The 26,731-nt window shown below is 54.0% G+C and carries 25 protein-coding genes and 1 pseudogene; 9 read left to right on the top strand and 17 right to left on the bottom strand.

Going from position 1 to position 26,731, the window contains the following annotated elements; translation table 11 throughout:
• Positions 1-670: 670 nt before the first annotated feature.
• Entirely contained in the window at positions 671-1,885 is a 1,215-nt protein-coding gene (locus tag F6Y09_RS13455; protein WP_281348144.1) for a CHRD domain-containing protein, read from the bottom strand.
• Positions 1,886-1,974: 89 nt separating this feature from the next.
• Here F6Y09_RS13455 and F6Y09_RS20170 point away from each other — a divergent pair, with 89 nt between their 5' ends.
• Positions 1,975-2,139 carry a hypothetical protein gene (locus F6Y09_RS20170; protein WP_179959419.1) on the top strand — a complete coding sequence of 55 codons (165 nt, stop codon included), beginning with the start codon at positions 1,975-1,977 and terminating at the stop codon, positions 2,137-2,139.
• A gap of 847 nt (positions 2,140-2,986) precedes the next feature.
• On the opposite strand, the gene F6Y09_RS13450 is transcribed toward F6Y09_RS20170, so the two are convergent.
• Both F6Y09_RS13450 and F6Y09_RS13445 read right to left on the bottom strand, forming a co-directional pair.
• Positions 2,987-3,190, bottom strand: coding sequence for a hypothetical protein (locus F6Y09_RS13450; protein ID WP_152207424.1), 204 nt, complete (start codon positions 3,188-3,190; stop codon positions 2,987-2,989).
• 29 nt (positions 3,191-3,219) lie between these two features.
• Complete coding sequence (locus tag F6Y09_RS13445; RefSeq protein ID WP_152207423.1) at positions 3,220-3,720, bottom strand: SOS response-associated peptidase family protein; 501 nt, start codon at positions 3,718-3,720, stop codon at positions 3,220-3,222.
• Positions 3,721-4,021: 301 nt separating this feature from the next.
• Here F6Y09_RS13445 and F6Y09_RS13440 point away from each other — a divergent pair, with 301 nt between their 5' ends.
• Entirely contained in the window at positions 4,022-4,540 is a 519-nt protein-coding gene (locus F6Y09_RS13440; protein WP_152207422.1) for a hypothetical protein, read from the top strand.
• An 867-nt stretch (positions 4,541-5,407) separates the two neighbouring features.
• Complete coding sequence (locus F6Y09_RS13435; RefSeq protein WP_152207421.1) at positions 5,408-6,244, top strand: hypothetical protein; 837 nt, start codon at positions 5,408-5,410, stop codon at positions 6,242-6,244.
• Between the two features lie 887 nt (positions 6,245-7,131).
• On the opposite strand, the gene F6Y09_RS13430 is transcribed toward F6Y09_RS13435, so the two are convergent.
• Entirely contained in the window at positions 7,132-7,956 is an 825-nt protein-coding gene (locus F6Y09_RS13430) for a MipA/OmpV family protein (RefSeq protein ID WP_152207420.1), read from the bottom strand.
• Between the two features lie 307 nt (positions 7,957-8,263).
• Between F6Y09_RS13430 and F6Y09_RS13425 the strand changes: the two are divergent.
• Positions 8,264-8,461, top strand: a pseudogene (locus tag F6Y09_RS13425) (integrase core domain-containing protein); the annotation flags it as partial.
• Between the two features lie 255 nt (positions 8,462-8,716).
• On the opposite strand, the gene F6Y09_RS13420 reads toward F6Y09_RS13425, so the two are convergent.
• Genes F6Y09_RS13420 through F6Y09_RS13405 form a run of 4 tightly spaced genes read right to left on the bottom strand, consistent with a single transcriptional unit; the run spans position 8,717 to position 11,125 of the window.
• A complete protein-coding gene (locus F6Y09_RS13420; protein WP_152207418.1) occupies positions 8,717-9,136 on the bottom strand; it encodes a c-type cytochrome in 420 nt (139 codons plus the stop codon).
• The gene (locus F6Y09_RS13415; protein ID WP_152207417.1) at positions 9,136-9,801 is read right to left on the bottom strand and encodes an isoprenylcysteine carboxylmethyltransferase family protein; all 666 of its coding nucleotides are present in this window, start codon (positions 9,799-9,801) and stop codon (positions 9,136-9,138) included. Before F6Y09_RS13415 ends, F6Y09_RS13420 begins: the two co-directional genes overlap by 1 nt.
• Positions 9,794-10,015 carry a DUF2933 domain-containing protein gene (locus tag F6Y09_RS13410; protein ID WP_152207416.1) on the bottom strand — a complete coding sequence of 74 codons (222 nt, stop codon included), beginning with the start codon at positions 10,013-10,015 and terminating at the stop codon, positions 9,794-9,796. Before F6Y09_RS13410 ends, F6Y09_RS13415 begins: the two co-directional genes overlap by 8 nt.
• A 39-nt stretch (positions 10,016-10,054) precedes the next feature.
• Positions 10,055-11,125: a YncE family protein gene (locus F6Y09_RS13405; RefSeq protein ID WP_152207415.1), complete on the bottom strand. Its 1,071-nt coding sequence runs from the start codon at positions 11,123-11,125 to the stop codon at positions 10,055-10,057.
• 142 nt (positions 11,126-11,267) lie between these two features.
• Here F6Y09_RS13405 and F6Y09_RS13400 point away from each other — a divergent pair, with 142 nt between their 5' ends.
• On the top strand, positions 11,268-11,948 hold the full coding sequence (locus tag F6Y09_RS13400) for a hypothetical protein (protein ID WP_152207414.1): 681 nt from the start codon (positions 11,268-11,270) through the stop codon (positions 11,946-11,948).
• A gap of 245 nt (positions 11,949-12,193) precedes the next feature.
• On the opposite strand, the gene F6Y09_RS13395 is transcribed toward F6Y09_RS13400, so the two are convergent.
• From F6Y09_RS13395 to torT, 8 genes are read right to left on the bottom strand one after another with little or no spacing between them, the layout of a single operon-like run.
• A complete protein-coding gene (locus F6Y09_RS13395) occupies positions 12,194-13,168 on the bottom strand; it encodes a 5-oxoprolinase subunit C family protein (protein WP_152207413.1) in 975 nt (324 codons plus the stop codon).
• Positions 13,158-14,033 carry a 5-oxoprolinase subunit B family protein gene (locus tag F6Y09_RS13390; protein ID WP_152207412.1) on the bottom strand — a complete coding sequence of 292 codons (876 nt, stop codon included), beginning with the start codon at positions 14,031-14,033 and terminating at the stop codon, positions 13,158-13,160. Before F6Y09_RS13390 ends, F6Y09_RS13395 begins: the two co-directional genes overlap by 11 nt.
• Positions 14,026-15,423, bottom strand: coding sequence for an acetyl-CoA carboxylase biotin carboxylase subunit (locus F6Y09_RS13385; RefSeq protein WP_152207411.1), 1,398 nt, complete (start codon positions 15,421-15,423; stop codon positions 14,026-14,028). The genes F6Y09_RS13390 and F6Y09_RS13385 overlap by 8 nt, the downstream gene beginning before the upstream one ends.
• Before the next feature lie 7 nt (positions 15,424-15,430).
• Positions 15,431-15,670, bottom strand: coding sequence for an acetyl-CoA carboxylase (locus F6Y09_RS13380; protein WP_179959418.1), 240 nt, complete (start codon positions 15,668-15,670; stop codon positions 15,431-15,433).
• Between the two features lie 38 nt (positions 15,671-15,708).
• Positions 15,709-16,437: a LamB/YcsF family protein gene (locus tag F6Y09_RS13375; RefSeq protein WP_152207410.1), complete on the bottom strand. Its 729-nt coding sequence runs from the start codon at positions 16,435-16,437 to the stop codon at positions 15,709-15,711.
• Positions 16,438-16,449: 12 nt separating this feature from the next.
• Positions 16,450-17,484, bottom strand: a complete 1,035-nt coding sequence (locus F6Y09_RS13370) for an ABC transporter permease (RefSeq protein ID WP_152207409.1) — start codon at positions 17,482-17,484, stop codon at positions 16,450-16,452.
• Entirely contained in the window at positions 17,484-19,037 is a 1,554-nt protein-coding gene (locus tag F6Y09_RS13365) for a sugar ABC transporter ATP-binding protein (protein ID WP_152207408.1), read from the bottom strand. Before F6Y09_RS13365 ends, F6Y09_RS13370 begins: the two co-directional genes overlap by 1 nt.
• 3 nt (positions 19,038-19,040) lie before the next feature.
• Complete coding sequence (gene torT / locus F6Y09_RS13360; RefSeq protein WP_152207407.1) at positions 19,041-20,114, bottom strand: TMAO reductase system periplasmic protein TorT; 1,074 nt, start codon at positions 20,112-20,114, stop codon at positions 19,041-19,043.
• A 331-nt stretch (positions 20,115-20,445) separates the two neighbouring features.
• Here torT and F6Y09_RS13355 point away from each other — a divergent pair, with 331 nt between their 5' ends.
• Positions 20,446-21,357 (top strand): LysR family transcriptional regulator, encoded by a 912-nt coding sequence (locus F6Y09_RS13355; RefSeq protein ID WP_152207406.1) that lies wholly within the window; start codon positions 20,446-20,448, stop codon positions 21,355-21,357.
• Between the two features lie 689 nt (positions 21,358-22,046).
• Here the strand turns inward: F6Y09_RS13355 and F6Y09_RS13350 are convergent.
• Positions 22,047-22,940, bottom strand: coding sequence for a LysR family transcriptional regulator (locus F6Y09_RS13350; RefSeq protein ID WP_152207405.1), 894 nt, complete (start codon positions 22,938-22,940; stop codon positions 22,047-22,049).
• Between the two features lie 100 nt (positions 22,941-23,040).
• Between F6Y09_RS13350 and F6Y09_RS13345 the strand changes: the two genes are divergently transcribed.
• From F6Y09_RS13345 to F6Y09_RS13335, 3 genes are all read left to right on the top strand, one after another.
• On the top strand, positions 23,041-24,213 hold the full coding sequence (locus F6Y09_RS13345) for an MFS transporter (RefSeq protein WP_152207404.1): 1,173 nt from the start codon (positions 23,041-23,043) through the stop codon (positions 24,211-24,213).
• Positions 24,214-24,788: 575 nt separating this feature from the next.
• Positions 24,789-25,625: a peptidyl-prolyl cis-trans isomerase gene (locus tag F6Y09_RS13340; RefSeq protein ID WP_152207403.1), complete on the top strand. Its 837-nt coding sequence runs from the start codon at positions 24,789-24,791 to the stop codon at positions 25,623-25,625.
• Positions 25,626-25,628: 3 nt separating this feature from the next.
• Positions 25,629-26,645 (top strand): HupE/UreJ family protein, encoded by a 1,017-nt coding sequence (locus tag F6Y09_RS13335; protein ID WP_152207402.1) that lies wholly within the window; start codon positions 25,629-25,631, stop codon positions 26,643-26,645.
• Positions 26,646-26,731: the final 86 nt, after the last annotated feature.

Below are 26,731 nucleotides of genomic sequence, written 5' to 3'. Positions count from 1 at the left end.
TCGGCCTCCTTCAAAATGCTGATGATCTGCTCGTCTGAAAATCGCTTTTTCATGTTCATCGTCCTCTGCTGTGATGAACATTACTAAGCTGAAAATGGTTAAGCCAGAGGGGAGCAGGTCACTACGCCCTCGGTTTCTTTGCGTTGAAGCGATGAAGGTACACTTTCCAATCCCGAGCCCTGGATCTGCCTCTGATTCGGAATACCGTGCATGTAAGCATAGCTGCCCTGCCCGCCTCTGGATAAACTCTTACGACGACTCTGGCCCTGCAAGCGTGAGTTGCTTAGCAATTGGAGATGCCTTGGTGACGAAAGAACGAAGTTGGGTTTGGTCGCAAAGCGAACATTCAGATTTGGGGATAACGCCGCGTTCACCGGCTTGTCCGGTGCAACTCTTTGTTAGCATGGCCTTCCATTTAATGCGTGATTAATTATATAAGTTACCCAATCACCTGTTTTTCTGATCAACTGAGGGATACCCACCCCATCCAACCTCAAACAAGGAAACCCATCATGGTCGAAAGCACCGACCTATGAATTTTATGGTTTTGATAGTCGACTATAGTGCGTGTCCTAGTCGACTATAGTGAGTGTCCTTTTAGTCCCTACGACTTGTCCTGATAACTCCTGAATGCGCTCTGTCCCCCGTGATTCGTTCTACGGTATGCACCTCAACGGATTTGCCCCCGGATCTCTCCGGGAGGATTGGCCAACGTGTGCACGTTGACGTAAGCATTTCCCAAGCGCATCGCTGTCAGCACGTCGTCGATACTCGCCCAGCCACAGGCGTTACCGGTACTGGAGCCGGGTTCAGAAACATTCCCACTGGCCAGCGTGCCATCGGGACTCACCGGTCCGCCGCTGAACAGAGTGACGCCTATGGGGCCATTGAAACCCTCGGGCGCGCAGTGGATGTGCGCAGCGACGACGTCCTCGATATTGGCCACGATGAGCCGGAACGACAAGTGATTCGTTGTCCGGTTCATTTCAAAATTGGCCTGACCCTGCGCCCGCGTTTCTATCGCCGGTACCTCTTCGCTGCCGGAGAGGTGGGTGCGGAACCGGTCGGGAGCTTTTCCCTGACCGTTGACCATGCGCAGGACGACTCCGGTATCGCCGAACGGCGTCCCGGTTTCATTGGCCAGCACGTATAGCTCGCCGAATGCATCCTGGCCAAAGCCCAGCAGTGCGAGCCCCAGGGTGTCTCGGTCCCGCAGGTCCAACTCGAAGATGCGATCGTTCTTACCCAGGTAGAACAGCCGGCCACTGTCAATGTATGGCTGTAAGTAGTCGCCAAAAACGTAGCGCCCCATCAGGTTCGGGATAAACGACCCCCGGTAGACAAAGCCGCCGATTACCGCGATGCCCTCGTCGTGATCATACTCGGCCACGGGCTCGACCAGACCCGCCGGCGCGTCACCGGGCCCGCAGTTGAATACAAACCCCGGCTCGGTGCCGTTGGGATGGAAACAGAAGGAGCCCTCCTTGATGGGCCAACCGTAGTTGCCACCTGGAACACCGACATCAACCTCCTCGATGTCATTCTGACCCACATCAGCGATCATCATCTCGCCGGTGTAGGCATCGAAGGAGAAACGGAAAGGATTACGGAACCCGTAAGCGAAAATCTCGCCGACCGCGCCGACGTCGCCGACGAAGGGATTATCCACCGGCACGCCATACTGGCCGTTGGCGGCGTTGCTGCCCTGGGGATCGATACGCAGGATGGTGCCCAGCACGTTGCCCGGATCCTGGCCATTGCCGCCGGGTACGTGGCCGACCCCCTGATCGTCAGCCGCGCCGCCGTCGCCGAGCGAAACGTAGAGCATGCCATAGGGTCCGAACGCGAGCGTACCGCCATTGTGGTTGAACTGTGGCTCGTCGATCCGTAGCAGTTCCGACGGGAGGTGGGATCAACAACGGCGCCGCGCTCGCATGACGGCGCTGGGACCCACCATTCGTTTATGACGCTTTGGTGGTTCGCATCGACCCCATCCGGCATGGTCGAGAAGTCCGCGGGGCCGGCGACCGGCTCCGATGTGTAGGTATAGAGCAGGCCATTGTTGGCGAAGTCGGGGTGGAACGTGAAGCCCAGCAGGCCCCGTTCATCGAATGTGCCCGGCCCGGCGACGCCGAGTGAGACCAGTCGGCCGCTGACGTCGAGAAGCACGCTCTTGTCGCCGGTGTCGATGTCGACAGCCCAGAGGATACCGTTCTGGTCTGACACCACCAGCCGGTCCTGGAGATTGGTACAGCCGGGCACGTCGCCACCCCAGTTCGGGGCCGTCATGCCAACGGCCGACGTTTCAAGAACGATCTGCACTTGTCCCGAACCTATCGGCTCGGGGATCGGATCGTCCAGCGCTTCTTGGGCGCCGGCCACCGTCGACAGAGCCAACGTTCCGGCCAGCAATAGAATGGGGAGATTCGCGTTGCATCGGAGAAGCACGTTTCGCATAAGATTCCCTCCTCACCGCGGGGCACAGACAGGACCCGTCGGCTATGGCCTGATTATGGCCACTGCAATCGGCGGCTAATTCCTATATGCCGCGCCTTCCCATCAACTGCACGGGTACCCCCTAGGCTCTTGGAAAACAGTCGTGCAATGGCCCCTAAAAACCAAAGACTTAAAAGCAATTCTATTTTAGAACGCACCTCGGTAGCTTTCAACCGCGTGATCCACGGCCGAGTCCGAATTCCAGGGTCAGCTATGACCACGCCAACAAGGATATATATGGACGCCCTGGCCTTGTAACATGGACATGGACATGGACATGGACATGGACCGTAAAAACCATGTCAAACCACCACCACATCATCCTTCATATCATGGCTGAGCAAGCCAAGTCTTGGAGCATGGACGAAGTCATCGACCGTTGGCATACCCTATTCAAGGGTAGCGCCCTGACTCAAAGCTATCTCGCTAATAACCCGTTCCTAGAGCATGCTTGGACACCCATCCCAAAGTAATCGATCGCTGGCATACCCTATTCAAAGGTACTGTTCTGACTCATCGATACCTCGCCAACACCCTTCAAACCGAGGCCGAGCTTGATGTCGTCAAAGACCTGGTCGCTAAATGGCGCGAACAACTCACTAGCATCAGTTGGTTCATGCGGGTATTGAACGAGGGCATCGCCCGGGACGCCAATAAAGAAGACCAGTGCACGGGCCGGTTTAGTAAAGACCATCCATGGTCTTTACCGAAGGCTCGCTTCGGTCATGCCAATTCGCTCCCGGCGAATTGGTGGGAAGGACGTCTCAAATCCCAAGCCTTACTGGATACCCGCGCCCTCTCACCGGCTTTTACGACGCGTTGGAGCGATTTGCCCCGCGCAAGATGCGTCCGACCATTGATTTTTTTCGACTCCCCTATCCCCGTCGCAACCACTATTCCGCGGTGATGGCGCAAGGCTCCCTTCCAGTAGGGTGAATCAAGATTTCTGACGTTGAAGGTGGTGCGCTTTCCGACTTCGAGCCGATCTTCATTTGCAGTGCAATCGAACCACCAGGTTGCATCGACCAGACGTGGCTTACCCTCTTCCTGAATGATCAGCCCCCGAATCTGGCGAGCCGAGTTACCCCCAAAAGCCGGATAGATTTGCTCCATCCCTGCCGGTGCTTGGCTTACCAAAGGCTCAAACAGGTCTCCCAGGCCAAGCTCTTCCAGTAGTTCAGCGACTTCCGGACTATCGGTTACGCGACGAATGTATCCACACATGGAGTCCCTCCCGTTCAATGTCTATTAACAATAATCCGTTGCACCTGGTGTGCCCAGCACGAACATTCCGTTGTGTAATCCATACCCTCATACATAGCGGAGCTTATCAACTTCATATCAACGTAAAATCCCATTGGGATTCGCTGGGGGCCTTTGCTGATATCCGGTTGGTTTCGTGCCTGAGGCGCAACACTAGTATGAACACTCTAATTTTTTGCCCTATCATCGCCTCAATCTTCACAGACGCCGACCACTCGGCCGGCTGTCGCAGTCAAATATAGCAATGATCGGGAGATCAATTATGGGTAAGCTTAAAACTTGGCAGGAACAGCTTCAGGAAATGGTCGACAATGGCATCAGTGCCGCTGAGGAAGCGCAGAAGAATCTGTCTGCGAAGCCGTTCGACTACGCTGAGAAGCTCGAAGCGGATGTGCGTGAGTACAGCGTCAAGTCCCTGCACAAGCGTTACAGTGATCTGAGCAGCACTTTGTTCAATCAGCTGCGTTCGGTCAACAACCGTGTAGGCGGTTATGCCGGTAATCTGGTCTCCAAGCTGGAAAAAGAAGCCGTTGAGCAGGCCGACACGGTCTCTGAAGCCGCTGAAGATGCGGGACAAGAAGCGTCACGCACCGCCAAATCCGCAGGTCAGGAGGTGTCACAAACCGCCCAGTCCGCGAAAAAGGCAGTGACTGGTGAGACTTCCGAATCTTCGTCCACCGCCAAGACAGCCAAGTCTGCGCCCACTGCCAAGAGCAGCACCGCCAAGACTCAGGCGTCCACAGCGAAGAGCGAAGACGAGAGCAGCTCTACCAGCGCCTGATGCTGGACCTCCGGGAGTGGTTACGGCCACTTCCCGAGGCAGACAGAAAAGCCGTCCCCCGGGGCGGTTTTTTTTGCGTCTGCCCTAATAGAAATAAATCCCAGATTACGCGCAGTGGATCATCCCCTCCCTCTTCAACTCTGACCCGTTTTCACTGGCTTTGTTTTTTATTCCCCATTGTTACTTCTTATCCGTAATCCTTGGAATTTCGATAGATCAGCACCGGATTACCCAGGGACGCATGATGCAGTTACTGGAAGGAGCATGACAAAGAAAAGGCCCGGCAGCTGACGGAGATGTAGCTGATCGAACCGATGGTAGATCATGAGGAGAACGGGTGGGTGCCAGAGGAAAGAACGTAGCGCTAATCTATTGGCACAGGTCCTCGCCAAGCCGAACCATTTCCTGGCAGCTCATCCTGAGGCCAGGGTTTCAATGCTCGCCCACTGGCTCTGCTGCTTACCCGGCTCGGCGACCACAAACGTATCTCGGCCCATATCTTTCGCACAGTAGAGAGCTTGATCAGCCGCCAGGATCATGTTTTCCAGAGAAGCGAAATCGGCAGCGAGACCCTCGCAGATTCCAATGGAGCAACTGAGGAACTCTCCACACAGCGTCAGGATTTTTTACAGCTCGCCTGTCATACTTTTCCACAGCCTTGTAAAAACACAATGTTATACGCACGGCTCGTTTGTTGCTTGCGTAATCCAAAGATAGAGGCGACGCATCGTCGTTTTCGATTCATCCATACACAGCTGTTCTCGGCCGAGGTGCGCGGCGCCTAAAAGGCCAAAGACGTTTTCTCACAGTAAGAGTGTCTCCAAGCTGCTCAGTGTCGCGCGGAATTCGGCTAACGGAGGAGTCTTCATGTATACCCATCTACAATTGCGAACAAAACTAGCCAGTTTATTGGCAACCGCTCTAGTGACGTTTTTTTGGGCCATCCCAAGTTTTGGTGATGCCCCCTGTAATGAGCTTGGTGAATGCCGGGTTCTGATTGAAATTAATGCCACGGATGGCGATATCGGCTTTCACGTTCTATTCGACGCAGAAGGCTGGCGGCAGGCAAGAATCGTGGGTCCAAACGGGAAGCTGCTGTTCCAGGAACAAGCGCAAAAAGCGCTCGAGGATCAGAAGTTGACAGAAAACTTTTTCGAGAGCGCCGAACCCGTGTGTGAAGCAGGTCTGGTTGAGGAGCCCGGAGACGAGGTAGTGACCCTTCCTGAGTTTCTGGATCGTTTCCAAGCCGGATTCTATGAATTCCAGGTCAAACTGGATAACGGAGGAGTCCTTGCGGGGACGACGCTGTTATCTCACTTCATTCCGGCAGCCCCGGCCGAAGTCGATTTTGATGGCTCCACCATCACATGGAGCTATGGTGACGATCTCGGCGAATGCACCACCCAGCCGGAGGGATTTGTATTGGCAGGCGAAGGTGACATTGTGGCCTACGAAGTGGTCATGGAACCTGACGATGACGCTCTTGCCGCATTCACATACTCGGTGCGTGTTCCCGCTGGCGTAAACAGCGTGAGCGTTCCCTCCAGCTATTTGGCCGCGCTTCCCGCCAATGCACCACTGAAAGTGGAAGTCGGGGCCATTGAGCGACGGCCAAATGGGTCTTTCGGGAACCAGACCTTCTCGGAGGAAGACGGTTTCTGCAACAACTCCGACCAGGAGCTATGCCCTGAAGAAGAGGATTAGCAAACGGATTGACCTTGCTGGAACCGGTAATGCTTTTGTTTTAACTGTTGGCATGTACAAAACATTACCGGTTCCACCTCCGGAACACTCTCTACGCAACCATTCTCATGTTAACAGCTTCACGACGGAGCCACTGGTGAACACGTTGATGTCCGAACCTGCAAGGTTCGAACGCAATGGCCTTGATGGGCTCTGGCAGTTCACTCTCCGATATCAACTTCTCACCTGATCGGTTAATCCAACTAATCCAGCCAGGTGAGGAAGCTGCCACCCGATTCCGGACACCAAGTTTGGCCTGACCTGCCCCAATCACTGCTTAGTCATGTCGGTTAATTTCGACCCTTTACCGGTAGCTAGCGGCGAACTCCAGTGGCGTCTGGTAGCTCGAAGCTGCATGGTGTCGGTTTTTGTTACAATCTTTTCGCCATTTATCGATTGTTCCTCGGGCTGCCCAAAGACCGCGCTCAGAACTCTCGTTTATCGCAAACCCTCTTAGACAGTGTCCGCGACGAAAACAGCCTTAAAGCTGCTCAATAAAGCCGCATGTATCTCTCTGGTTATGCCACCATATTACAGCTGAAGAGTGTCACCATAACTCGGCCGTTCCGGTCGCCAAAGCGAACATTGAAATCTTGTGAAGTATGGAGTCAGAAGACCGCAAACAATCCAAGCTTACATGTCCGAAATGAGACAGACTGAATTGGAGTTCTACAAAAAGCAGGGCTGTGGTTGCCATCAAAGAAAAATCAAAAAGGAGTTGTTTTCAAAGCCTAGACTCTTGAATGGGCTGATTCAGATTTGTCGGTCGCTAATTGCAACTCCACTAGGGTGGCTTTATAGTTGAAACCGCTTGAACGAAAACAGACCCAATTCTCTATTGAGAAACATCAAAAAACATAGATGAAGCCAACACCGATCTCCGCTTCATAATCATTCCGAGATATTGGGCTATCTGAAACGTCACTCCCGTAGACTTCGTAAAGAGCTTCACCGAAGACCTGCCAGCTCTCGTTCAAGTAATTTCGATAGTTAACATTGAAACCAGTTGATCTATACCCGCTATCAACATCGGTTTCTGGAAGACCTGAATCTATGGATTGCTGTGTGTTCACACCAAAGTCCCGGTTGGCTAGCTTACCATCGTGGAAAGTGGCAACAGCGCCAACTTCCCAGCCAGTGCCGTTAGGTTGGCAACCCAAACAAGTTCCTGCGCCGAAAATCCCGAGTGTGCCGATTTCTCCTGTTAATACACGGCCATCTAAAAAGTAGCGCCAATCTTCTGTAAGGGCATGACGCACTTCCAACAGAAATGTCACCCCAGAACTCGATTCGCCTAACCCATCCAGTCTGCCATCTTCTGAATCGCCCTCTTCACGGCCTTCTTCGTAGCCTAAAGAGGTTTGAAACAACCAGGCATCCTTGGCCAATGTTCGCCACCCAATTGCTTCACCTGCCCAGAAAAAAATATGGTCACCAGTTCGCCACTGAACACCCCCAGCCGGATCGATCTCAAGCTCGAATTCGTCTGAACCCTCATAAGCAGACTCATATTCAACGCCCAGCCCAAGCCCAACACCCCAACCATCGCCATTTGTAAAATCGTCGATAGAAGGAAGCGGAACGAGAGGAGCTTTCGTCTCTGTCGCATTTACCAATCCATAACATAAAAGAGCGCCAACAAACGTGGCGACTTGAAGGACTATTTTTTTCATGGTTTCCCCCTAACAAGCAGTAGGTGTAGTACGACTTACTCATCACTATAGATGATTAGTTTTAACTCGCACTCCAACGCTTTAGTTATCATCGTTCCGCGGCCTCATCGAAAAAATGTCCACCTTTTCAATTGACTAAGGCCAAGAAACCCGCTATCGAGACCGCGTTGGGCTTCGCAGAAATACCCCTCGACTTATTGTCGCCCGGCGTTTTCGGGTTTAACGAGGCCCATTCTGAAGATTTCCACAGATTTCACTTATAACTGCACTTATGCACAGTTAACTTCGCCGGGGTTTGATCGATTCCATGGAGTCATTCAACGGCAGACTCCGCCAGGAATGCTTGAACGAGAACTGGTTCCTGTCACTGACAGGTGCCGAGCAGAAGATTGAGACCTGGAGAACGTTCTATAATCAAGTCAGACCCCACTCCGCACTGGGGTGGTCCACATCCTCTGACTACGTCCAAAACACGCTATTTCAGGTCACCTGGAACCGCAATTAGAGCCGGATTTTTCTGGCAATGAGCGGTACTGAAACGGGGTCAGGGTCAATTAACCGGCATTACTAAGTAGTGAGTGGTTCAGTAATTTGGGGCAGGTCAAACTGCCCTTACCTGTGATGTTTAGGTCTTGTTCTCATCCGCCGAAAGCCAAGGTGCCTTTCTTATAAGAAGCTTTGCATCACTTAAATCAATACCGTCCAGGTTTTCGAAAACTCCAGCAATGATCTTCAAAGTCGTCTTGTACCACCGGAAAAATCAGAGCCCACTCCTTTCAGACCATGCCTCATAGATCCGTTCTTCCCACTTGTTCTGGAAAAAAGCGATAGCGGCTTTTTGATCGTCTGTCGAGAGCCTGCCATCGAAGGCCGGCATTTTTCCGCCCAGGGGAGCCCCTCCTTGATTGATCGTGGCCATCAGCGTGTCAAGAGAATGGTGCCAGGCATGGCCCGTTCCATTGAGCGGTGGCGGCGGGTAGGAGCCATCCGTCAATGGTTTCTTCCAACTGAAGGCGCCTTGAGCATTGCTGCCATGGCAGCCTGCACAATTGCCCTCGAATACCTCTGCGCCGCGCTCAACCTGGGCCTGAGTGAACCAGCGGTCTTCTACCGTCTGTTTACCGCAGCCGCCGATTAGCGCGACTGCAAGAACGCCTACTAAGATAGCTACCACATGCATTATTCTCGTTCCTCGATTTTCTTGCGCCTAAAATTCTTCAACCGCGGAATAAAACGGGGAGTTCTGGCTGCATAGACCCGCCAATCGGAGCCGAACGTTTTTGCTGTTTCACGCTCCTCGTGCAAAGACAGGCGCGAGTACATCCAGACCAGCACCGGGAACATGGCCAGCGTTAGCAGCGTGGGCCACTGCAGCAGAAAACCGAACATGATGAGCACGAAACCGGCGTACTGAGGGTGACGAACGTGGGCATACAGGCCGGTTGTGGCCAACTGCCCTGCCTTTTGCGCGGCATACAGGGTACGCCAGCCGGCAGCTATCAAGTAAAACCCGAGCCCAATAAACACCGTGCCTAGCAAGTGAAATGGGCCAAAGTGTGGCGAGCCTTGCCAACCAAACAACATCTCCAGCAAGTGACCACTGTCGTGAGCCAACCAGTTAACGTCGGGATATTGGCTCTGCAGCCAGCCTGACAGAAAGTAGAGCGTCAGCGGAAACCCGTACATCTCGGTGAACAGGGCCACCAGAAACGCGCTGAAGGCACCAAACGAACGCCAATCCCGGCGGGTCTGCGGTTTAAAGAAACTGAAGGCGAAGAAAATAAAAATCGCCGAATTCAGCACCACCAGACTCCAAAGGCCATAATCCGATGCGCCATTAGTCATCGCGCTGCTCTCCACTCTTGCCACGTTGATCTCCGTGGTGGCCGTGCCCTCCATGTCCGCCGTGCCCCCCGTGCATAAAAATATGCATCAGCGGGCAAGCAAGCAGTATCAGCCAGGGCAAGGCGCCAAGCAGGTGAACCTTGTGCTCTCCCCACAGTAAAACCAGTGCGATAACGGCAAAAAGTGCCATAGTGATTTTGAAGCGTCGATCCATGAACGGTTCCTCCGCCAAGAGCAGTTTCAGAACAGGGTACTATTGGGCCTCGAGGGAGATCTGGTGGCCTATCCCATCCAAGGCAATTTCATCAACCACTTCAAGGGATTCCGGGTCGAGCACCCAAAGTTTGTTCTCCGCGCGACTGGTCACCAGTAGCTCACCATCGTAGGGGGAAACAGCGAGATGATAGGGCGCCGGAGCAAGTGCCGAGGTTTCGCGGGTCCCGCTGGCCAGCTCAATCCTGACCACCTGATTGTCGCCCTGACTGGTGGCGTAAAGGGTCTCGCCATTCGGGCTCAGGCCAACGCCATGAGGCGCCTCACCCACTTTATAGCGGTTTGCCACTGTGCCTGTGGCAAGCTCAAGGACAAGAACCTGTCCGGAGGCGACGTCATTCACGTACAGCCGATCGTTGTCCGGTGCCAGCACCATATGCTCTGGACTACCGCCAACCCGCAGGTTGCGCTCGACAAACCAGTGCCCGGTATCCACTAGACTAACGGTACCATTACCGCTGTTGCTGACCAGCAGGGATTGGCCGTCGTCCGTTGCCACCAGGTAGTTGGGAGCGGGCCCCGTTGCCACGGTTTTGACCAGTTTCCCGGATGCCAGATCCACAATGCTGATGCTGCCACTGACGGGATGCGTGGAAACGGCATAACGACCGTCTACTGTCACCAGCACATGGTGCACCGGCCCGGGCACCTCCAGTTTGCGGTCAATCGCCCTTGTAGATGTATTTACAATATAGAGCAGCCCGGTACTCGCTGTTTCTGATTCGGTAGCCTGCCCGCCACCATGATGAGCCGCGTGATCATCTTCGGAAATGCCTTCGGGGCGAGTAACCGGCTCCCGGCGATCAAAAGAAGACAGACTGCTCACAACCAGATATTGGCCATCCGGGGTCAGTGCCGAACCGTGGGTATTCAGGGTTCCTCCAATGGACGAAGTCATTTGTCGGTCTTGCAGATCAATAACGCCGACGGCATTCGCAGTGCCCATCGGAATAAATGCCCGATTTGTGTCTGCGGCCACCGTCAGCGAAAAACTCATAGCGACACTGGCCGTGATTCCTGCAAGCCACTGCTTGCGCAACGAATGTTTCATAAGATGGCCTTTTAAAGTAAGAAGGTTGCAGTCAAATTGCCTCCCCCGGTGTCTGCGCCCCAGGATAGGCATGCTCACTAACGATCAGTGCACCACGCCAAGCTGAAACAAGCCTGAAAACGGTTGAGAAACATGCATCCGTTTGACCAGAATCAATTTTGAACGCTTCAACATGACGATGGAGGCCCAATGCAAGACGTGCCGCAGGCAAATGCGGCGGTACCAAAGAAAATTGGTTGGCATTCTTGCAATCGAGTCGCTCACTTCAACTATTCGTGCACCAGCGGTTTCTCTGACAGCACAATCTGCGGCTTCAGTTGGCCAGTCAATTATTAAGTTAGAACAGCAGCTTATCAACACCCAGGCGCAGATAAAGGAACTCACCAAATCGCTTTCAGAGCTGGAGCAAGACGAAGCAGCCCAGAAAAACAAACTCGAGGATGAAGTTGCTCGGCAGCGGAATACTGAACTAGCGATCAAGGATGCAATTGCGCGAGGGCAAGCCGCACTCACGACGGGTAGCACATCCGCTGACTTCCTTATCAAGACGGGTGACAAATCAAGCTCGCAGAACGGTATTGACTCAGATGACTTAACAGGACTGATCAAACAAATCGTCGATCACATATACGGTGCGAACCATTTTGACGGACTGTGTTTCGAGGCGTACTTGAAAACAGATGCCGCCGATACGGAAGCAATCGCAATGTTGAAGCAAATTTGTGGAACAACTCGTGGCTCAATTTGGACCAATAGAATACGCCCAACAATGGAAATCGACACCCTGGACCAGAGCCATCACCGAGCCGGACGACGACTTTAGCACTTTGTGTGGAAACCGAAATGAGCGCTCTATTCTAGAATCTACTTTAGGTTTGTTTAGCACTTTACGTGGAAATGAGCCGCTAACTAGTTGATTTATGGTTTAGCCGGTTTAGTACTTTCTGTGGTCGATCAGCTCAACTTGATAGCTCGGGAACCTCGGTAACGACTAACGAAATCAGCGACTGTATGTCGCTGATTTCGTGGCAAACCGTCAAGCTATTCCAGGACGTGTTCCTGTCATCCTTAGCTCAATACTTCGCGAATCTCATCCATAATTGCCGCCTGCTCCTTCCGCGCGGCAAGGGCAGTCTCCATATTCACTTTCACGAACCGTACTGACATATTCGGCTGTAACTGGCCAATCAAATCCATGTCAGCCGAAATAACAGTACCTAACATGAAATACCCCCCACCCGACACTGCATCACGGTGCAGCACGATCGGCTCGGACCCGCTGGGTACCTGTATTGAGCCGTATGGATAACAGGCGTCGGTAATGTTGGATGGGTCGGCCCCGGCACTGAACGGCTGTTTACGTTCCACAAACTCAAGTTTGCGTCCGCCCTGAAAGCGATAACCCATGCGGTCGGCTTCGTTAGCGACTTTCCAGGTATCCTCAAAAAAGTTGCTCTGGGCCTGTTCAGTGAGTCGGTGCCAGTAAAGCCCGGGCAGCACACGTAGCTCGGCCGGGTTGGACGGGCCGCGGCGTAGCGCCTTGGGTACCGATAATCCGTCTTTGACCATTTTGCTGCTTGTGCCGAGCGGCAGCGAATCGCCGGGCTGGACAGGGCGGCCATTAACACCACCGAGCGCCCCGATCGCATAGGTCGAGCGGCTGCCAAGGTACATGGGGGTGGTGATACCGCCGGAAATCGCAATGTAGATGCGCGCGCCGGATTTCAGGAAATCGAAGGACAACACCTGGCCGGCTTTCACGGTGAAGGCGGTCCAGGTATCACGCGGCTCACCATCCACTTTCGGTGGCAGTTCCGCGCCGCAGACGGCGACGGTCGCATCCTGGGTGAATTCAAGTTCCGGCCCTACAAATACGGATTCGAGCCCGGCCGCTCCCTCATCATTACCAACAAGCAGATTGGCGGTTTTCAGCGCCAGACGGTCCATGGCCCCACCCATTGGAATACCAAGATGATAATAGCCCGGCCGTCCCAGGTCCTGGATCGTGGTGGCAATACCGGCTGAGATAACATTAACGGTCATAAAGGGCCTCCATCAGCTTGGCGTTGGTACCATCCATATCGGCATTGAATTCGCTTAGCGAAAAACGAACGTTTTTGGTGCGGGGCATGAACTCACCCGCCTGCACCTGTGCAATCGCCGCGTCATACTCTTCCCGGTTGATTGGCTTAAACTTGACGATGTCCCCCGGCTTGAAGAAGACCAGGAAATCCTTCAGATAGGGAACACTCTGCTCAGGGTCATAGATCGGCATCGGGGTAATGCCGAACATCTGGTAGCCGCCGGCGCCACGAACGGAATAGATGCAGGAGAAACTGCCCCCATAGCCAACCGTCTGCCGTGGTGTGTCGGTGCGCGGGCTAAGGTATTTTGGTACCTGGATCTGACGAGACCGGTCGACCATCTGATAGAGAAACGGCAAACCGGATACAAAGCCGACCATGGAAACGAACCAGGGTGCTCCAGAATGCGCATCAATAAATTTTTCTACACTGTCATAGCCATTTATCGAGGCTGCATATTCGATGTCGGTCGCGCTAGGGTCCTGGTGGCGTTCACGGAATCGCATCAGGGTATCGTGCGTCCAGGGATCCTGATAATAGACGGGGACTTCAACAATGCGAGTCTCCAGAACATTGTCGCCCTGCTCCGCCTCGGCTTCCAGTCGCTTCAATTCCTTCATCATGTCGTTGGGGTGAATCACATCCGGATCAAACTTGATCTGGAACGAGGCGTTGGCCGGGCAGATTTCGGTAACGCCCTTGATGTTGGCATTGCGCACAGCGTTGGTCATGGACAGCGAGACAAAGAATGCCTCAAGCGACATTTCTTCGTCGACTTCTACGAAAATGTGCTCATCGCCGCCAAATGTGTATCGACTACTCATGAGTTTGAGCCCCTTTTTGTTTGATGAGATCAAGATTGGTTTCCAGCCACGGCTCCAACCACCGGGTATGGACTGCACCTTGCTGCAGCTCTTCGCTCTCGAGCAAAGCCTGGAACAGCGGTGCGGTGGTGGGCAGTCCCTCGACATAAAACTCGCCCAGGGCGCGTTTGAGGCGCAACAGTGCATGGTCGCGGTCTTCGGCCCAGACAATCAGTTTGCCGAGCAGCGAATCGTAAAAAGGCGGAACGGCATAGCCCGGATAGAGCATATGATCGAAACGCACACCCGGCCCATCTGGAGTGATCAACTTGCCGACGGTGCCTGGAAACGGCATGAAATTGTTGGCCGGATCCTCCGCGTTTAACCGCACTTCAATGGCGTGCCCGGTTCTGTGTATCGTCTCTTGTGTAACTCGCATCTTTGTGCCGCCAGCAATCAAGATCATCTCAGCGACCAGGTCGAAACCGCAGATCATTTCTGTCACAGGATGTTCGACCTGAATGCGAGTATTCATCTCAATAAAATAGAAGTTTCCTGTCTCGTCATCGTAGAGATACTCGATGGTACCGGCGCCTTTATAGTGGACAGCCTTTGCCAACGCTACGGCCGAGCGGTGCAGTTCGTCGCGAGCCCGATCATCCAAAGCGGCCGACGGAGCTTCTTCCCACACCTTCTGGCGGCGGCGCTGCAAAGAGCACTCGCGCTCAAAGAAATGAACGACGTTTTCGCCATCACCTAATACCTGGACCTCAATGTGCCGGGCGCGCTCAATAACTTTCTCTATATAGACGCCTCCATCACCAAACGTTGCCGCCGCCTCCGAGGAGGCCTGGGGAGCAAGCTTCCGGAATTCATCGGCGTCGTGGGCAACACGGATGCCGCGACCTCCTCCTCCGGCCGCCGCCTTGATCATGACTGGAAAGCCAATTTTCTCTGCCATTTTCGCCGCGGCGTCCATGTCCTCTATGACGCCGTCACTGCCTGGCACCGTTGGTACATTCGCTTTTTTTGCCTCACTCCGCGCAGCCGCCTTATCGCCCATCAGGCGGATGGTATCGCCATCCGGTCCTACGAAAAGGAGGCCTGCGGCGGCTACGGCGTCTGCAAAGTCTGCATTTTCGGCGAGAAAGCCATAACCCGGATGGATAGCGTCAGCACCGGTTTCCTTCGCCGCGCTCAGGATCGCATCGATAGAAAGATAGGACTTTGCCGCTTGCGGTGGCCCGATGTTCACCGTTTCATCTGCCATCTGCACGGCTCGACTTTCGGTGTCAGCGTCGCTGTGGACGACCACGGTGGCTATACCAAGATCGCGCGCAGCGCGGATGATTCGAATTGCTATTTCACCCCGGTTGGCAATCAGCAATTTTTGAATGCCTCTGTTTTTCATGATCACCTCAGCTCAGTTCGGCAATAGTCTGCCCAGCCATGACGGGTTCACCATCACCGACCGGAAAGTCGCCAATCGTTCCGTCGGCATCCGCTTTCACTTCATGGAAGGTTTTCATAACCTCGACAAGACCAATGGTGTCACCTTTGGTGACGGTATCACCGACTTGGAAGTAGGCCGGCTGGTCCGGTGACGGTTTACGGTAAAAAGTTCCTGGAATTGGTGATTTCACTTCATGCATAGCCATCGGTAATACCTCCTGATTGTTGTTGTTCTGGCGCTGTCTCAAGCCGTTTCAAGCTGATTGATTGCTTTGCGGACCGCCTTGGCGATGTCAACGGCATTGGGTGTATCGGAGTGAACACAGACGGTTTCAGCGCGCACGATCAGTGACTTTCCGTTGACGCTCTTCACGTGGCCATTGCGCACAGCGTCGAGAACTCGCGATGCCGCGTAACCTGGTTCAACCTCGCCATGCGTCCGGGTGATGATCAGACTTCCGTTATCATCGTATTCCAGGTCGGCAAAGAACTCCGCCAAAAAGGGGATACCACGTTCCTTGTAAACCATCTCCTGCTGGGTGCCAGCCAGGCCAAGCACGGGTACACCATAGACTTCGGCGGCATCGGCAACTGCATGGGCGATGTGCTCCATGCGCGCTGCCATTCCATAGAGTGCGCCATGCGGTTTGAGGTGAGACAGCGCGACACCACTGGCGTCAAGGAAGCCCTTTAGCGCACCGATCTGATAGAGGATGATATTGGCCATTTCCTCACGGTCAATCTTCATTTCGCGCCGGCCGAATCCGGCCAGATCGGGAAGCGAAAAATGTGCGCCAATTTTGACGTTATTCTTGCGCGCCAGTTCTACAGTGCTACGCATGTGGTTCGGGTCGGAGCCATGGAAACCACAGGCTATGTTGGCCTGGGTGATGTGCGGCATCATGCCTTCGTCGTCACCCATCTTGTAAAGGCCGAAGCTTTCGCCCATGTCACAATTCACATCTACATGCATTGTTTGTTCTCCTTAATTCTTGAGAGAGGCAACGTAGCGAAGCCTGATCTGGTCTGCGATGACCGCAAGTATCAGCAGAGTGCCAAGCACTACGGTTTGTAAGTAGGATTCGATTTGCGCCAGGTTCATGCCGTTCTGAATCAGACCGATGAAAAGTGCACCGAGTACGACGCTCTCAAGGCGCCCCACACCACCTCTCAGACTTACCCCGGCGATGACGCAGGCGGCAATTGATTCCAATGGCATCGAAGCGCCAATGTTGGCCTCCCCGGTATCAATTCGTGCCGTCAAAAGCATACCGGCGACAGCGGCGAAAAAAGCGCTCAGAACATAGGTGAAAAACAGCGTGGCTTTGGTGTTAATGCCGGACAGTGATGCCGCCTTAAGATTACCGCCGACCGCATAGAAATACCGGCCCTGAGGCGTACGGTAGAGGAACACATAGAGTGCAATCGCCAGCAATACAGCGACAAAGACTGGCGCGGGCATACCGAGCAGGGAACCATAGCCAAAGGTGTCACTGAAGGCCCGAGGCATCCCGTAAACAGGCACGCCACCGGTCAGGTATAGCGCGACACCGAAACCGACCGATGCCATGCCTAGCGACACCATGAAAGGCGACACGTTGAAGAAGGCGACGCCCGCACCGTTGACGACACCAATCATGACGCCTGCCAGAATGCCGGCCAAACAGCCAACGGCGATGGCCAACCAGACCATGTCGGGAGCCATCGAGAAGATGGTGGCCATCACCAACGCCCCGACCACTGAGCTCAGTGCCAGGGCCGTGCCAACCGACAGGTCAAAGCCCCCGGTGAGCAGGGCCATCATCTGGCCAAGTGCAACAATCATGAGGTAGACCGATTGGCGAAGCACGTTCATCAGGTTTTGTAGCGTGAGAAAATTCTCCGACAACAGCGTGAACACAACCATGGCGATAAACAGGAGAAACGGCAGAATGCCAAGCTTGACGAACAGACGCTTGGTTAAGTTCCCAAGGCCGCCGATAGCTGGCGCGTTCGTCGGAGTAACAGATTGCTCAGCCATTAACAGGCCTCCTTTTCGAAGAAATGGGCAAGCACCTTCTCCTCAGTGAGTTGATCGGCCTGTAATTCGGCCTGAGTCCGTCCATGGAAAAAAACATAGGCGCGGGTAGTAAGATGCAGTATTTCTGGCAAATCAGACGAGATAAGGACGATGGCCACGCCGCCGCGAGCGAGCTCAACAATAAACTCATAGATGGAAGCTCGTGTACCAACATCTACGCCGACTGTTGGTTCGTCGAAAACGATCAGGTCATATTTTCGGGTCAGGGCCCGTGCGAGCATCACCTTTTGTTGATTGCCACCGGAAAAATGTTCGACCGTACGTTCAATCTGCGGCGGCGACAGATTGAGCCGCGTGGTGAGGGCTTCGACCGCCTTTTTTTCGCCACTACGATTGATAAAGATACCTTTTGAAAATGGCTCAATATCGAGTGAAGCGAGCGAAACATTCTCGCGCACCGAACGCGTCATCATCAGGCCCTCATTGTGCCGATCTGCAGGTAAATAGAGGAAACCGTCGCGTATATTGCGTTTTGGTGTATGGCCGGTGATACCTTGGCCATTCAGCATCACAGTCCCGGTACGGATTGCCAAACCACCAAAACAGGCCTGCATCAGCTCCGATTTGCCTGACCCAACCAGGCCGGCCATCCCAACAATCTCGCCAGCCCGCACAGTCATCGATGCGTCGACCACTGCACCGTCGTTCGTCGTGACATTGCTGGCTTCAAGCACCACATCGCCTGGCGCATTCAGGTTCAGCTCCGGAAAAATGGCGCCGACCACACGACCGGTCATAAGCTGAACCAAATCATCCTCCGTCGCTTCCGCCGCATTGACAGTATCGATGTAGCGGCCGTCGCGAAGAACAGTGATGCGGTCGCCAATGCGGCGAATTTCGGCCATTCGGTGAGTAATGTAGATGACTCCGACCCCACGTTTCTTCAAACCCGCGATCAATTCGAACAACTGATCAGTCTCGTGCGTGGTGAGTGAGGCCGTAGGTTCATCGAGGATCAATACCTGGAGCTCGGAGCGAAATGCCTTGGCTATCTCGACCATTTGCTGCTCTGCACGGGTGAGGCGATCGACACGCTGGTCGGGTCTCAGCGCAAAGCCAAGCTCATCAAGCGTCTCTTGTGCCTCACGGCTGATGCGGGCGCGGTCGAGTAGTCCGGCCCGTCTTGGTTCGGCACCAAGAAACAGGTTCTCCTCTACAGTCATTTGAGGGATCAGTGAAAATTCCTGGAAAACTGCAGATATTCCGAGGGACCGAGCGTCGTGAACCGAGGCCAGTGTTACTGGCTCACTTTTATAAGTGATTTGACCGGTGCTCGGCTGGTTGGCACCAGCCAGAATGGAAATCAGAGTCGACTTTCCCGCTCCATTCTCACCGAACAGCACATGCACTTCGCCGGCAAGCAGTTCGAAGTCGACGTCATCGAGCGCCCGAACACCGGGATAATCCTTGGTAATGGCCTGGGTCTGGAGGAGTGGGAGCGGGGTTGCCCCCACCTCCTCACAGCCCTGCTGTTTGTTGATTGAATTCAACATGGCTCATTCTACCGAGAATACAGGGCGGAAACCGTCTGGTGCCAAGGTCGAAGCCGGGTCAAACTCGTCGTAGTTTTCCTGTGTTACCACATAGAGCTTGGGACCGACGTGCTTCAGATAATCCTTGCCTTCCAGTATCCGCACGGCCTGGTCGACAGCGATGCGCCCCTGGATGACGGTGGAATCGGTTGGTGCAGCAAGGATCTGGCCACGTGCGATACCCCGATCAACACCCGGAGCATAATAATAGGAAACTACCTTTACTTTGTCTGCCAGACCGCGTGAACGCAGGATAGGGATCGCCGCTTCTGCTGTGACCGCAGTGCCGACAATGTAATCAAGATCCGGATAGGTCTGGAGGGTATCCTCGACGAGCCTGGCCTGGGCTTCCTTACCGGTGTCACCGTATTTCGTTTCTATCATCTCAATCGCGGAACCCTCTACCGCGCCCAGAAAGCCGGTATTCCCCGCTTCGACCCAGCCGGCACCGGCAGGCCCCGGGAACCAGGCAACTTTCGCGGACTCGCCCCCGGCAGGATGCAGATCGGCCAGGAATTCACCGGCCTTGGCACCCATTTCGCCAAAGGAAACCAGCGACTTGGCAGAGAGCTTGTCGGACGACATGCCGTTGATGACGTCGATGACCGGGACACCTTTCTCACTGATCTCAGCGACCACGTTGTTAAGCCCGTCATAGGCGATGGCGCCGATAATAACGGCATCAGCACCTGCTGAAACGCAATCCTCGATCTGCGAGATCTGGGTATTCAGGTTGGTGTAGCCACCCGCATCAGTCACAGTGGCTGCCACACCGAGCCGTTTGGCTTCTTCGGTGATGCCGTAGTTGACGCCTAGCCAGTAGGCATCCTTCATATGCGGGAAAGAAACGCAGAGATTCCATTTTTGTGCTGCTGCGTCGAGTGGAACGTAATCCGCCTTGCTGCGTGGGCTATCCATGTTGAACGGCGGGGACCAGACTTCGACGGGATAGGGGTACCATTCTTCGGCGATTGCGCTGCCAGATACGGCAAATGCCATTACCATGGTCGCAGTCGACGCGCTGAGAATTCTTTTCATTATTTTTTCTCCTGATATGAACGGAGCGGTAATGCCGCAACACCAATCCCCTTTGGAAAGGCGATCTAAAAACCTTAGGACGGAAGAGCAAATTTGTATAATACGATTTTCGGTGACCCAATATCTTATTAACTGATATCTTGATTTATGCTCCGCGGCGGCTAATGTTTTCATTGCACGGTGGCTCAACCGTCACGGGGGTATTTCTATAAGCACAAAATTAAGGGAAAATTGAAAAGGTACGGCGACTGCAACGACGGAGGACGTCGTTGCCTCAGTGCAATGCGGTATTATTTTTCACTCAGTTTTTTAAATAGTTATTATAAAAAATATGAATATACCTACACTTCGACAAATACGTTACTTCATTGCCGTCGCCAATTTAGGACAGATTTCACGTGCAGCCCTAGAACTCAATGTTTCCCAATCTGCAGTGACGACGGCTGTGAAACAGCTCGAGGAAATCGTTGGAACCCCACTGCTAGCAAGGCATGCTGGTGGTGTGGTACTGACCTACGAGGGCAATATCTTTCTTGATCACGCCCGGCGAATACTGGCTGCGGTGGAAGAGGCGGTCAGGTCGCCGCGTCGCTTGCGCGATGACGTAAAGGGCACTCTTCGTTTAGCAATGACCTACACGGTTTCTGGCTACTATATTCCAACTTACATCGAGCGGTTTCTTCGCGTCTTCCCCGGTGTGGATCTTCAGTTGACTGAAGCGTCGCGAACCGAGATTGAAGACGGGCTATCTTCGGGAATGTTCGATCTTGCAGTGATGCTGACCTCTAATATCGTCGATCAGGAGGGAATATCCTATGAGATTCTGCTGCAATCACGCCGCAGACTCTGGTTGTCAGCGAACCACCCCCTTCTAGACCTGCCATCGATCTCTCTGGCCGATGTTGCTGCCCAGCCTTACATCATGCTGACGGTCGACGAAGCCAGTAACACGACGCAGCGCTACTGGAATCGCACGAGCTATCGACCACATACAATTTTCAGAACGAATTCAGTCGAGGCCGTGCGCTCAATGGTTGCCAGCGGCATGGGAGTCACGATTCTCTCTGACATGGTTTATCGGCCATGGTCACTCGACGGCCGCCGCGTCGAGGTCACCTCACTGTCCGACCGAATACCGAAAATGGACGTCGGCCTCGCCTGGGCCACCAATGTCGAGCAAAACACCGCCGTTTCCGCTTTCCGCGAATTCATGCATGTTGGTGAAGAGCCTGATGTGCGATGAACACACCATCGACACTTTTACATGTTTTTATGCGTTAGAGTGAAAACTGCCGACTGTAAAGCACGGACACGTTTGCCTGCAGAAACCATCTGCCTTCTATTCATAAATCTGGCCAGCGAATTTAGTACTTTATGTGGAAGACCAAGCACCTTCATAAATCTAGACAGTTCGCTTTGGTGCTGCTATAAAATACTAGGATTTAAATAATAAAATCAGTCCACTAAACACTACTTTTCAAATCAGTCTCATCTAATTTTGAAAAATAGGTGGAATATCTCGTGAAGAATTTGAGGCCAAAATTCGCTCATTTCAAATCCCTCCTATAAGTCCCTGATTTCCTGAAGTAGCAAGTCTTACATACGTTTGAAATCTACAATGGACGACCACAGAAAGTGCTAAAGAATAGCTGGATGCCCACTCAAAGTACTCAATTTCCCAACGAAAAGTGCTCAATTTCCACACAAGACGCTCAATTTGGCGTCCGCCGAAACGTAATCAACTTTAGTTAGGAAGTATCTCGTCGCCTGGCCTGCAAAGGTTAATTTAAAGCTCTAAGGTCAGGAATATGGCTCCAGACATATCGTCCTACGAAGTGCGAATATGGCGCCCGAGTCACTCCGATAAGCCCTTGGTTGCCGGAAATAGCAAATCTTATTCGTTTGAAACCCACGAAAACACATTCCGGCTAACTATTCCTGACGGCCAAACTGCCAGCGACCCATAAAGAAATCCAGAAACACCTGAATGCGCGCGGCTAAAGTCGTGTTCCGATAGTAAACTGCGTTTACTAATTCTCTGGGATTCGGACGAACCAAATGATCGGGGAGAACTTCTATCAACTTACCGTGTTTGATATCAGCTTCGACCATGAACAGCGATAGATACGCCAAGCCGTTGCCCGCCAGGCAAAGCTGACGGACCGCCTCACCGCTGCTGGCCCGGATTGTTGGCTGGACTCGAACACCCTCGCCCAAATGCCAGACATTCAGTGACTCTGGCGCTGTAAATCCAACAATACTGTGATGCATTAATTCTTTTGGAGAAGCACAACCACCTCTGCTTTTCAGATATTCGGGTGATGCCACGATGGACAACGGTGAACGCCCCAAAGATTTCGCATGCAGGGTAGAGTCCTCTAGAGGGCCTATTCGAATAGCCACATCAATCCGTCTTTCGAGCAAATCAACAATCTGATCACTTGCTGTTAGCTCAAGCTCAATTTCCGGATAGACTTCCCGGAACTCCCTAACAAAAGGCACGATTTGGTGTAGCAAAAACGGATTGGCGGCATCCACTCTGAGGCGGCCCGCTGGGCGTTGTTTTCGAATGCTTAACTGCTCCTCCGCCTCTTCCAGGTTTGCCAGTCCCGCACGGACCTTTTCGACGAATAGTCGACCCTCTTCCGTCAGATTGATTCTTCGAGTTGTTCGGTTCAGTAACGTGGTGGCCAGGCTTTTTTCAAGCCGAGTAACTGCTCGCGAAACCCTCGTCACAGAAACCTCTGACTGTTCCGCAGCGGCACTGAAACTGCCGCTATCGACCACAGCGAGCAAAAGGAACAGATCGTCCGCCCGACTTTTCATTTTCAATATCCGCAAAAGTAATTTTCACAAAGCGCCGTTTATCGCAAAAGTATGGAAGACCACACTAGGCAACGTCAATCAACTCCAATGGAGATACGTTATGCCTATTGCATTATTTGCACTTACATTAAGTGCCTTTGCAATCGGGACCACCGAATTCGTCATCGTCGGACTGGTTCCAACCATCGCCCAGGATCTGGGCGTTACTCTGCCTTCAGCTGGCCTCTTGGTCAGCTTGTATGCGCTCGGTGTCGCAGTTGGCGCCCCTGTACTTACTGCGTTAACGGGTCGCTGGAATCGGAAATGGGTGCTGCTATCCCTGATGAGTCTTTTCATCATTGGTAATGTTCTTGCCTGGATGGCCCCGAATTACACCTCGCTGATGACCGCCCGAATCCTGACAGGGCTCGCTCACGGCGTGTTCTTCTCGATTGGCTCAACGATTGCGACCAGTCTTGTCTCAAAGGACAAAGAGGCCAGCGCAATAGCCATCATGTTCACCGGTCTAACGGTGGCACTGGTTACAGGCGTTCCACTGGGCACGTTTATCGGGCAGACCTTCGGCTGGCGTGCTACGTTCCTGACCGTCGCTGCCCTGGGTACCATTGCACTGATTGGCAGCGCGCTGCTGGTGCCGAAAAACCTGAAGAAATCAGCGCCGGCCACGCTCCACCAACAGCTTGAAGTCATCACCCATCCGCGATTGCTGCTGGTGTACGCCATGACCGCCGTTGGCTATGGCGGCACCTTCACGGCCTTCACCTACCTGACACCGATTCTGGAGGATGTCACGGGATTTGCGTCTGGCATGGTCAGCGTGCTGCTGCTGGTTTATGGCATCTCTGTGGCCACCGGCAATATCTGGGGCGGCAGGCTCGCAGACCGCCTCGGGCCGACCTCGGCGCTGTACATCATTTTCGGTGGTCTGGCTGCCATCCTCTTTGTGCTTACCTTCACTGCCTACAATCCGATTGCAGCGGTTATCACCCTGCTTGTTTGGGGTGCCTTTGCCTTCGGCAACGTACCGGGCCTGCAGGTCTATGTCGTCCAGCTCGCTGAGCGGTATACGCCTCATTCCGTTGACGTCGCATCCGGATTAAACATCGCCGCATTCAACATCGGTATTGCCGGCGGCGCCTGGCTTGGTGGGCACGTGGTCGAGGATATGGGGCTGATGAACACGCCTTGGATTGGCGGAGTTATCGTCCTCAGTGCGCTTCTCCTGACCCGGCTTTCAGCATCGCTAGACAACCGCAGAACAGCAACTGCATGAGACTTGAGGGGCCTCCCGAGAGGGAGGTCCAAAGAGGTTTGTTATGACTATTTCAAAGTTGACTTCAGGGCCTCCGACCATTGGCCTTGAACTGCCATTGGACAATGACTGGACCCAAAAAAGCCAACGCCAACAGCTAATCCGAAAAATGGACCGAGTTGGTCAAATCACGAGAGCTTTCTTTTCTTTAGTCGAGGCTCAGCCAGTGCTAACCGCCCTTAGCGTCCTCTCCTGTCCAAACAAAAAAAATCCTTTAAAATAATACTATTATGGATTATATCTTCGCCCTCTCCTTTTGCGTTGACGTGTTACCAGAAGCTATCGGTCAGGCACGCATTCTCATCCCGAAAGTTCGTTCATCTCTACAGGGTTATCCAAGAACATCGCTACACAGAAAAGAACTTGGCGCTGCTTCAGATAAGCACTAATCTTGAACTGCGAATCCAAAAATTCCGGAATCAGCAAGGCGGCCCCTACTCCCAGAACTCTCTGCAAGAGCACCTCGCGCCAATGCAGAGCGCGCCTACATTTCGCCTATCTGGTACAACCCTTGAGGCAGGCTCGCAGGAGGCACCATGACGATACTGAAGGAACCTTTTTTTCACTTCCTGGCGCTCGGCGTTTTCATCTTTGCGACCTACGCCTGGCTGGGCGACGGCGACGACGCGGGGCAAATTGTCGTCACCCGCGGCCAGCAGGACAATCTGGTTAGCACCTTCAGGCAGACCTGGCAGCGCCCCCCGACGGCCGAGGAATTCCAGGGACTGCTGGAGGACTACATCCGCCAGGAGATCGCCTATCGGGAAGCCAGCGCGATGGAGCTCGACCGCAACGACATCGTTATCCGCCGACGCCTGAGGCAGAAACTCGAACTCCTGACTGAGGATCTGGCCTCCATGACGCCGCCCACCACCGAGGAGATCGTTGCTTTTTACGAGGTGCACAAAGAAGACTACCGAGCTGACCCACGCTATTCCTTCCAGCAGCTCTATTTCAGCGCCGACCACCGCAACGAAAAAGCCCGTGAGGACGCCCTTGGCGCGCTGCTGCAGCTCGAAGCCGGCGGCAGCGAGGCGGAAACCGCCGCTGACGTCATCTCCCTGCCGCGAGCCATGCGTGACGCCACCCGTCGTGAAGTCGCAGCCACCTTCGGCACCGGTTTCGCTGATGCTCTCGCCGCGCTGCCAGAGGATAGCTGGGCTGGACCCGTGGAGTCCGGGTTCGGCCAGCATCTGGTGAGAATGGCCGGCCACACCGAGAGCCAGATTCTTCCGCTTGTGGAGGTCTGGCAGACCGTGCGAAACGACCTGCTGGCCGAACGACGCCAGCAGGCAGTAGCAGACCTGTATGACAACCTGGCCGACAATTACAGGATCACCGTCGAGCCCTTCATGGGCGACAGGGGGCGCTAGCCCATGCTTTGTCTGAGATGCTGGCCGACATGGCTGTTGCTCTTCAACTTCCTTCTCACGTCCTTGCCCGCGTCGGCCCACGAGGTGCGGCCCGCCTACCTGCGCATCCAGGCAAACTCGGATGACTCCGCAGTGGGTCCTGCCGAGACCTATGATGTGTTGTGGCGCCGGCCCACCGGCGGCGAGGTAGAACTGCTCATCGCCCCCGTTTTACCGGCTAATTGCGAAAGCCGCGGCGAAGGCAGGACCTGGCTCGACGGAGGCGTCGAAACTTCACGCTGGCTGGCCAACTGTCCGGGCGGAATCGACGGCGGCGAGTTGCGTATTGCAGGTCTGGAGGCCACTGTCACCGATGTGCTTGTCCGTTACGAGCGCGCCGACGCAACCACCCAGATTGCCCGACTGACGCCCGACCAGCCCGCCGTTACGCTGACGGAGGCGGAGAGTCTCTTCATGGTCGCCGGTACCTACTTCGTACTCGGCGTAGAGCATATTCTCTTCGGCATCGACCATCTTCTGTTCGTGCTGGCGTTGCTGCTCATCGTTGAAAGCGGGCGCAAGCTGGTGGCTACCATCACCTGTTTCACCCTTGCACATAGCGTTACCTTGGCGGGCGCCTCGCTGGGCTTGGTCAGCGTGCCGGGCCAGCCGGTCGAGGCCGTAATCGCTCTCAGCATTGTGTTCGTTGCTATGGAGATCGTGCACTGGCGTCAGGGGCGGCCGGGGCTCACCCGAAAGGCGCCGTGGGTTGTCGCCTTCGCGTTCGGCCTACTGCACGGTTTTGGCTTCGCCGGGGCGTTGTCAGACATCGGCCTGCCAGAGCATGCGATTCCCTCGGCCCTGCTCTTCTTCAACATTGGGGTTGAGGCCGGGCAAATCGCTTTCGTATTAGCCATGATCGTGTTGCAGATGGGGCTCAGTCGCCTGGCGATGCCCTCCTGGGCCTGGCGGATACCGGTTTACAGTATTGGTGGAATGGCGGCATTCTGGACTATCGAGCGCATCGTCAGTTTTGTTTAGTGGCGCTTTACCATGAGAGTTCGGTCGAGGACATGGGCCAGAACAAAAATGGGCAGCTAGTGTCCCGTCTGGTCTTTTTGAGCGTA

This window comes from Marinobacter changyiensis (genome assembly GCF_009193265.1).
Taxonomy (GTDB): Bacteria; Pseudomonadota; Gammaproteobacteria; order Pseudomonadales; family Oleiphilaceae; genus Marinobacter; species Marinobacter changyiensis.
Note: the sequence above shows the minus strand (reverse complement) of the source record. Positions and strands in the feature narration are given on the sequence as shown.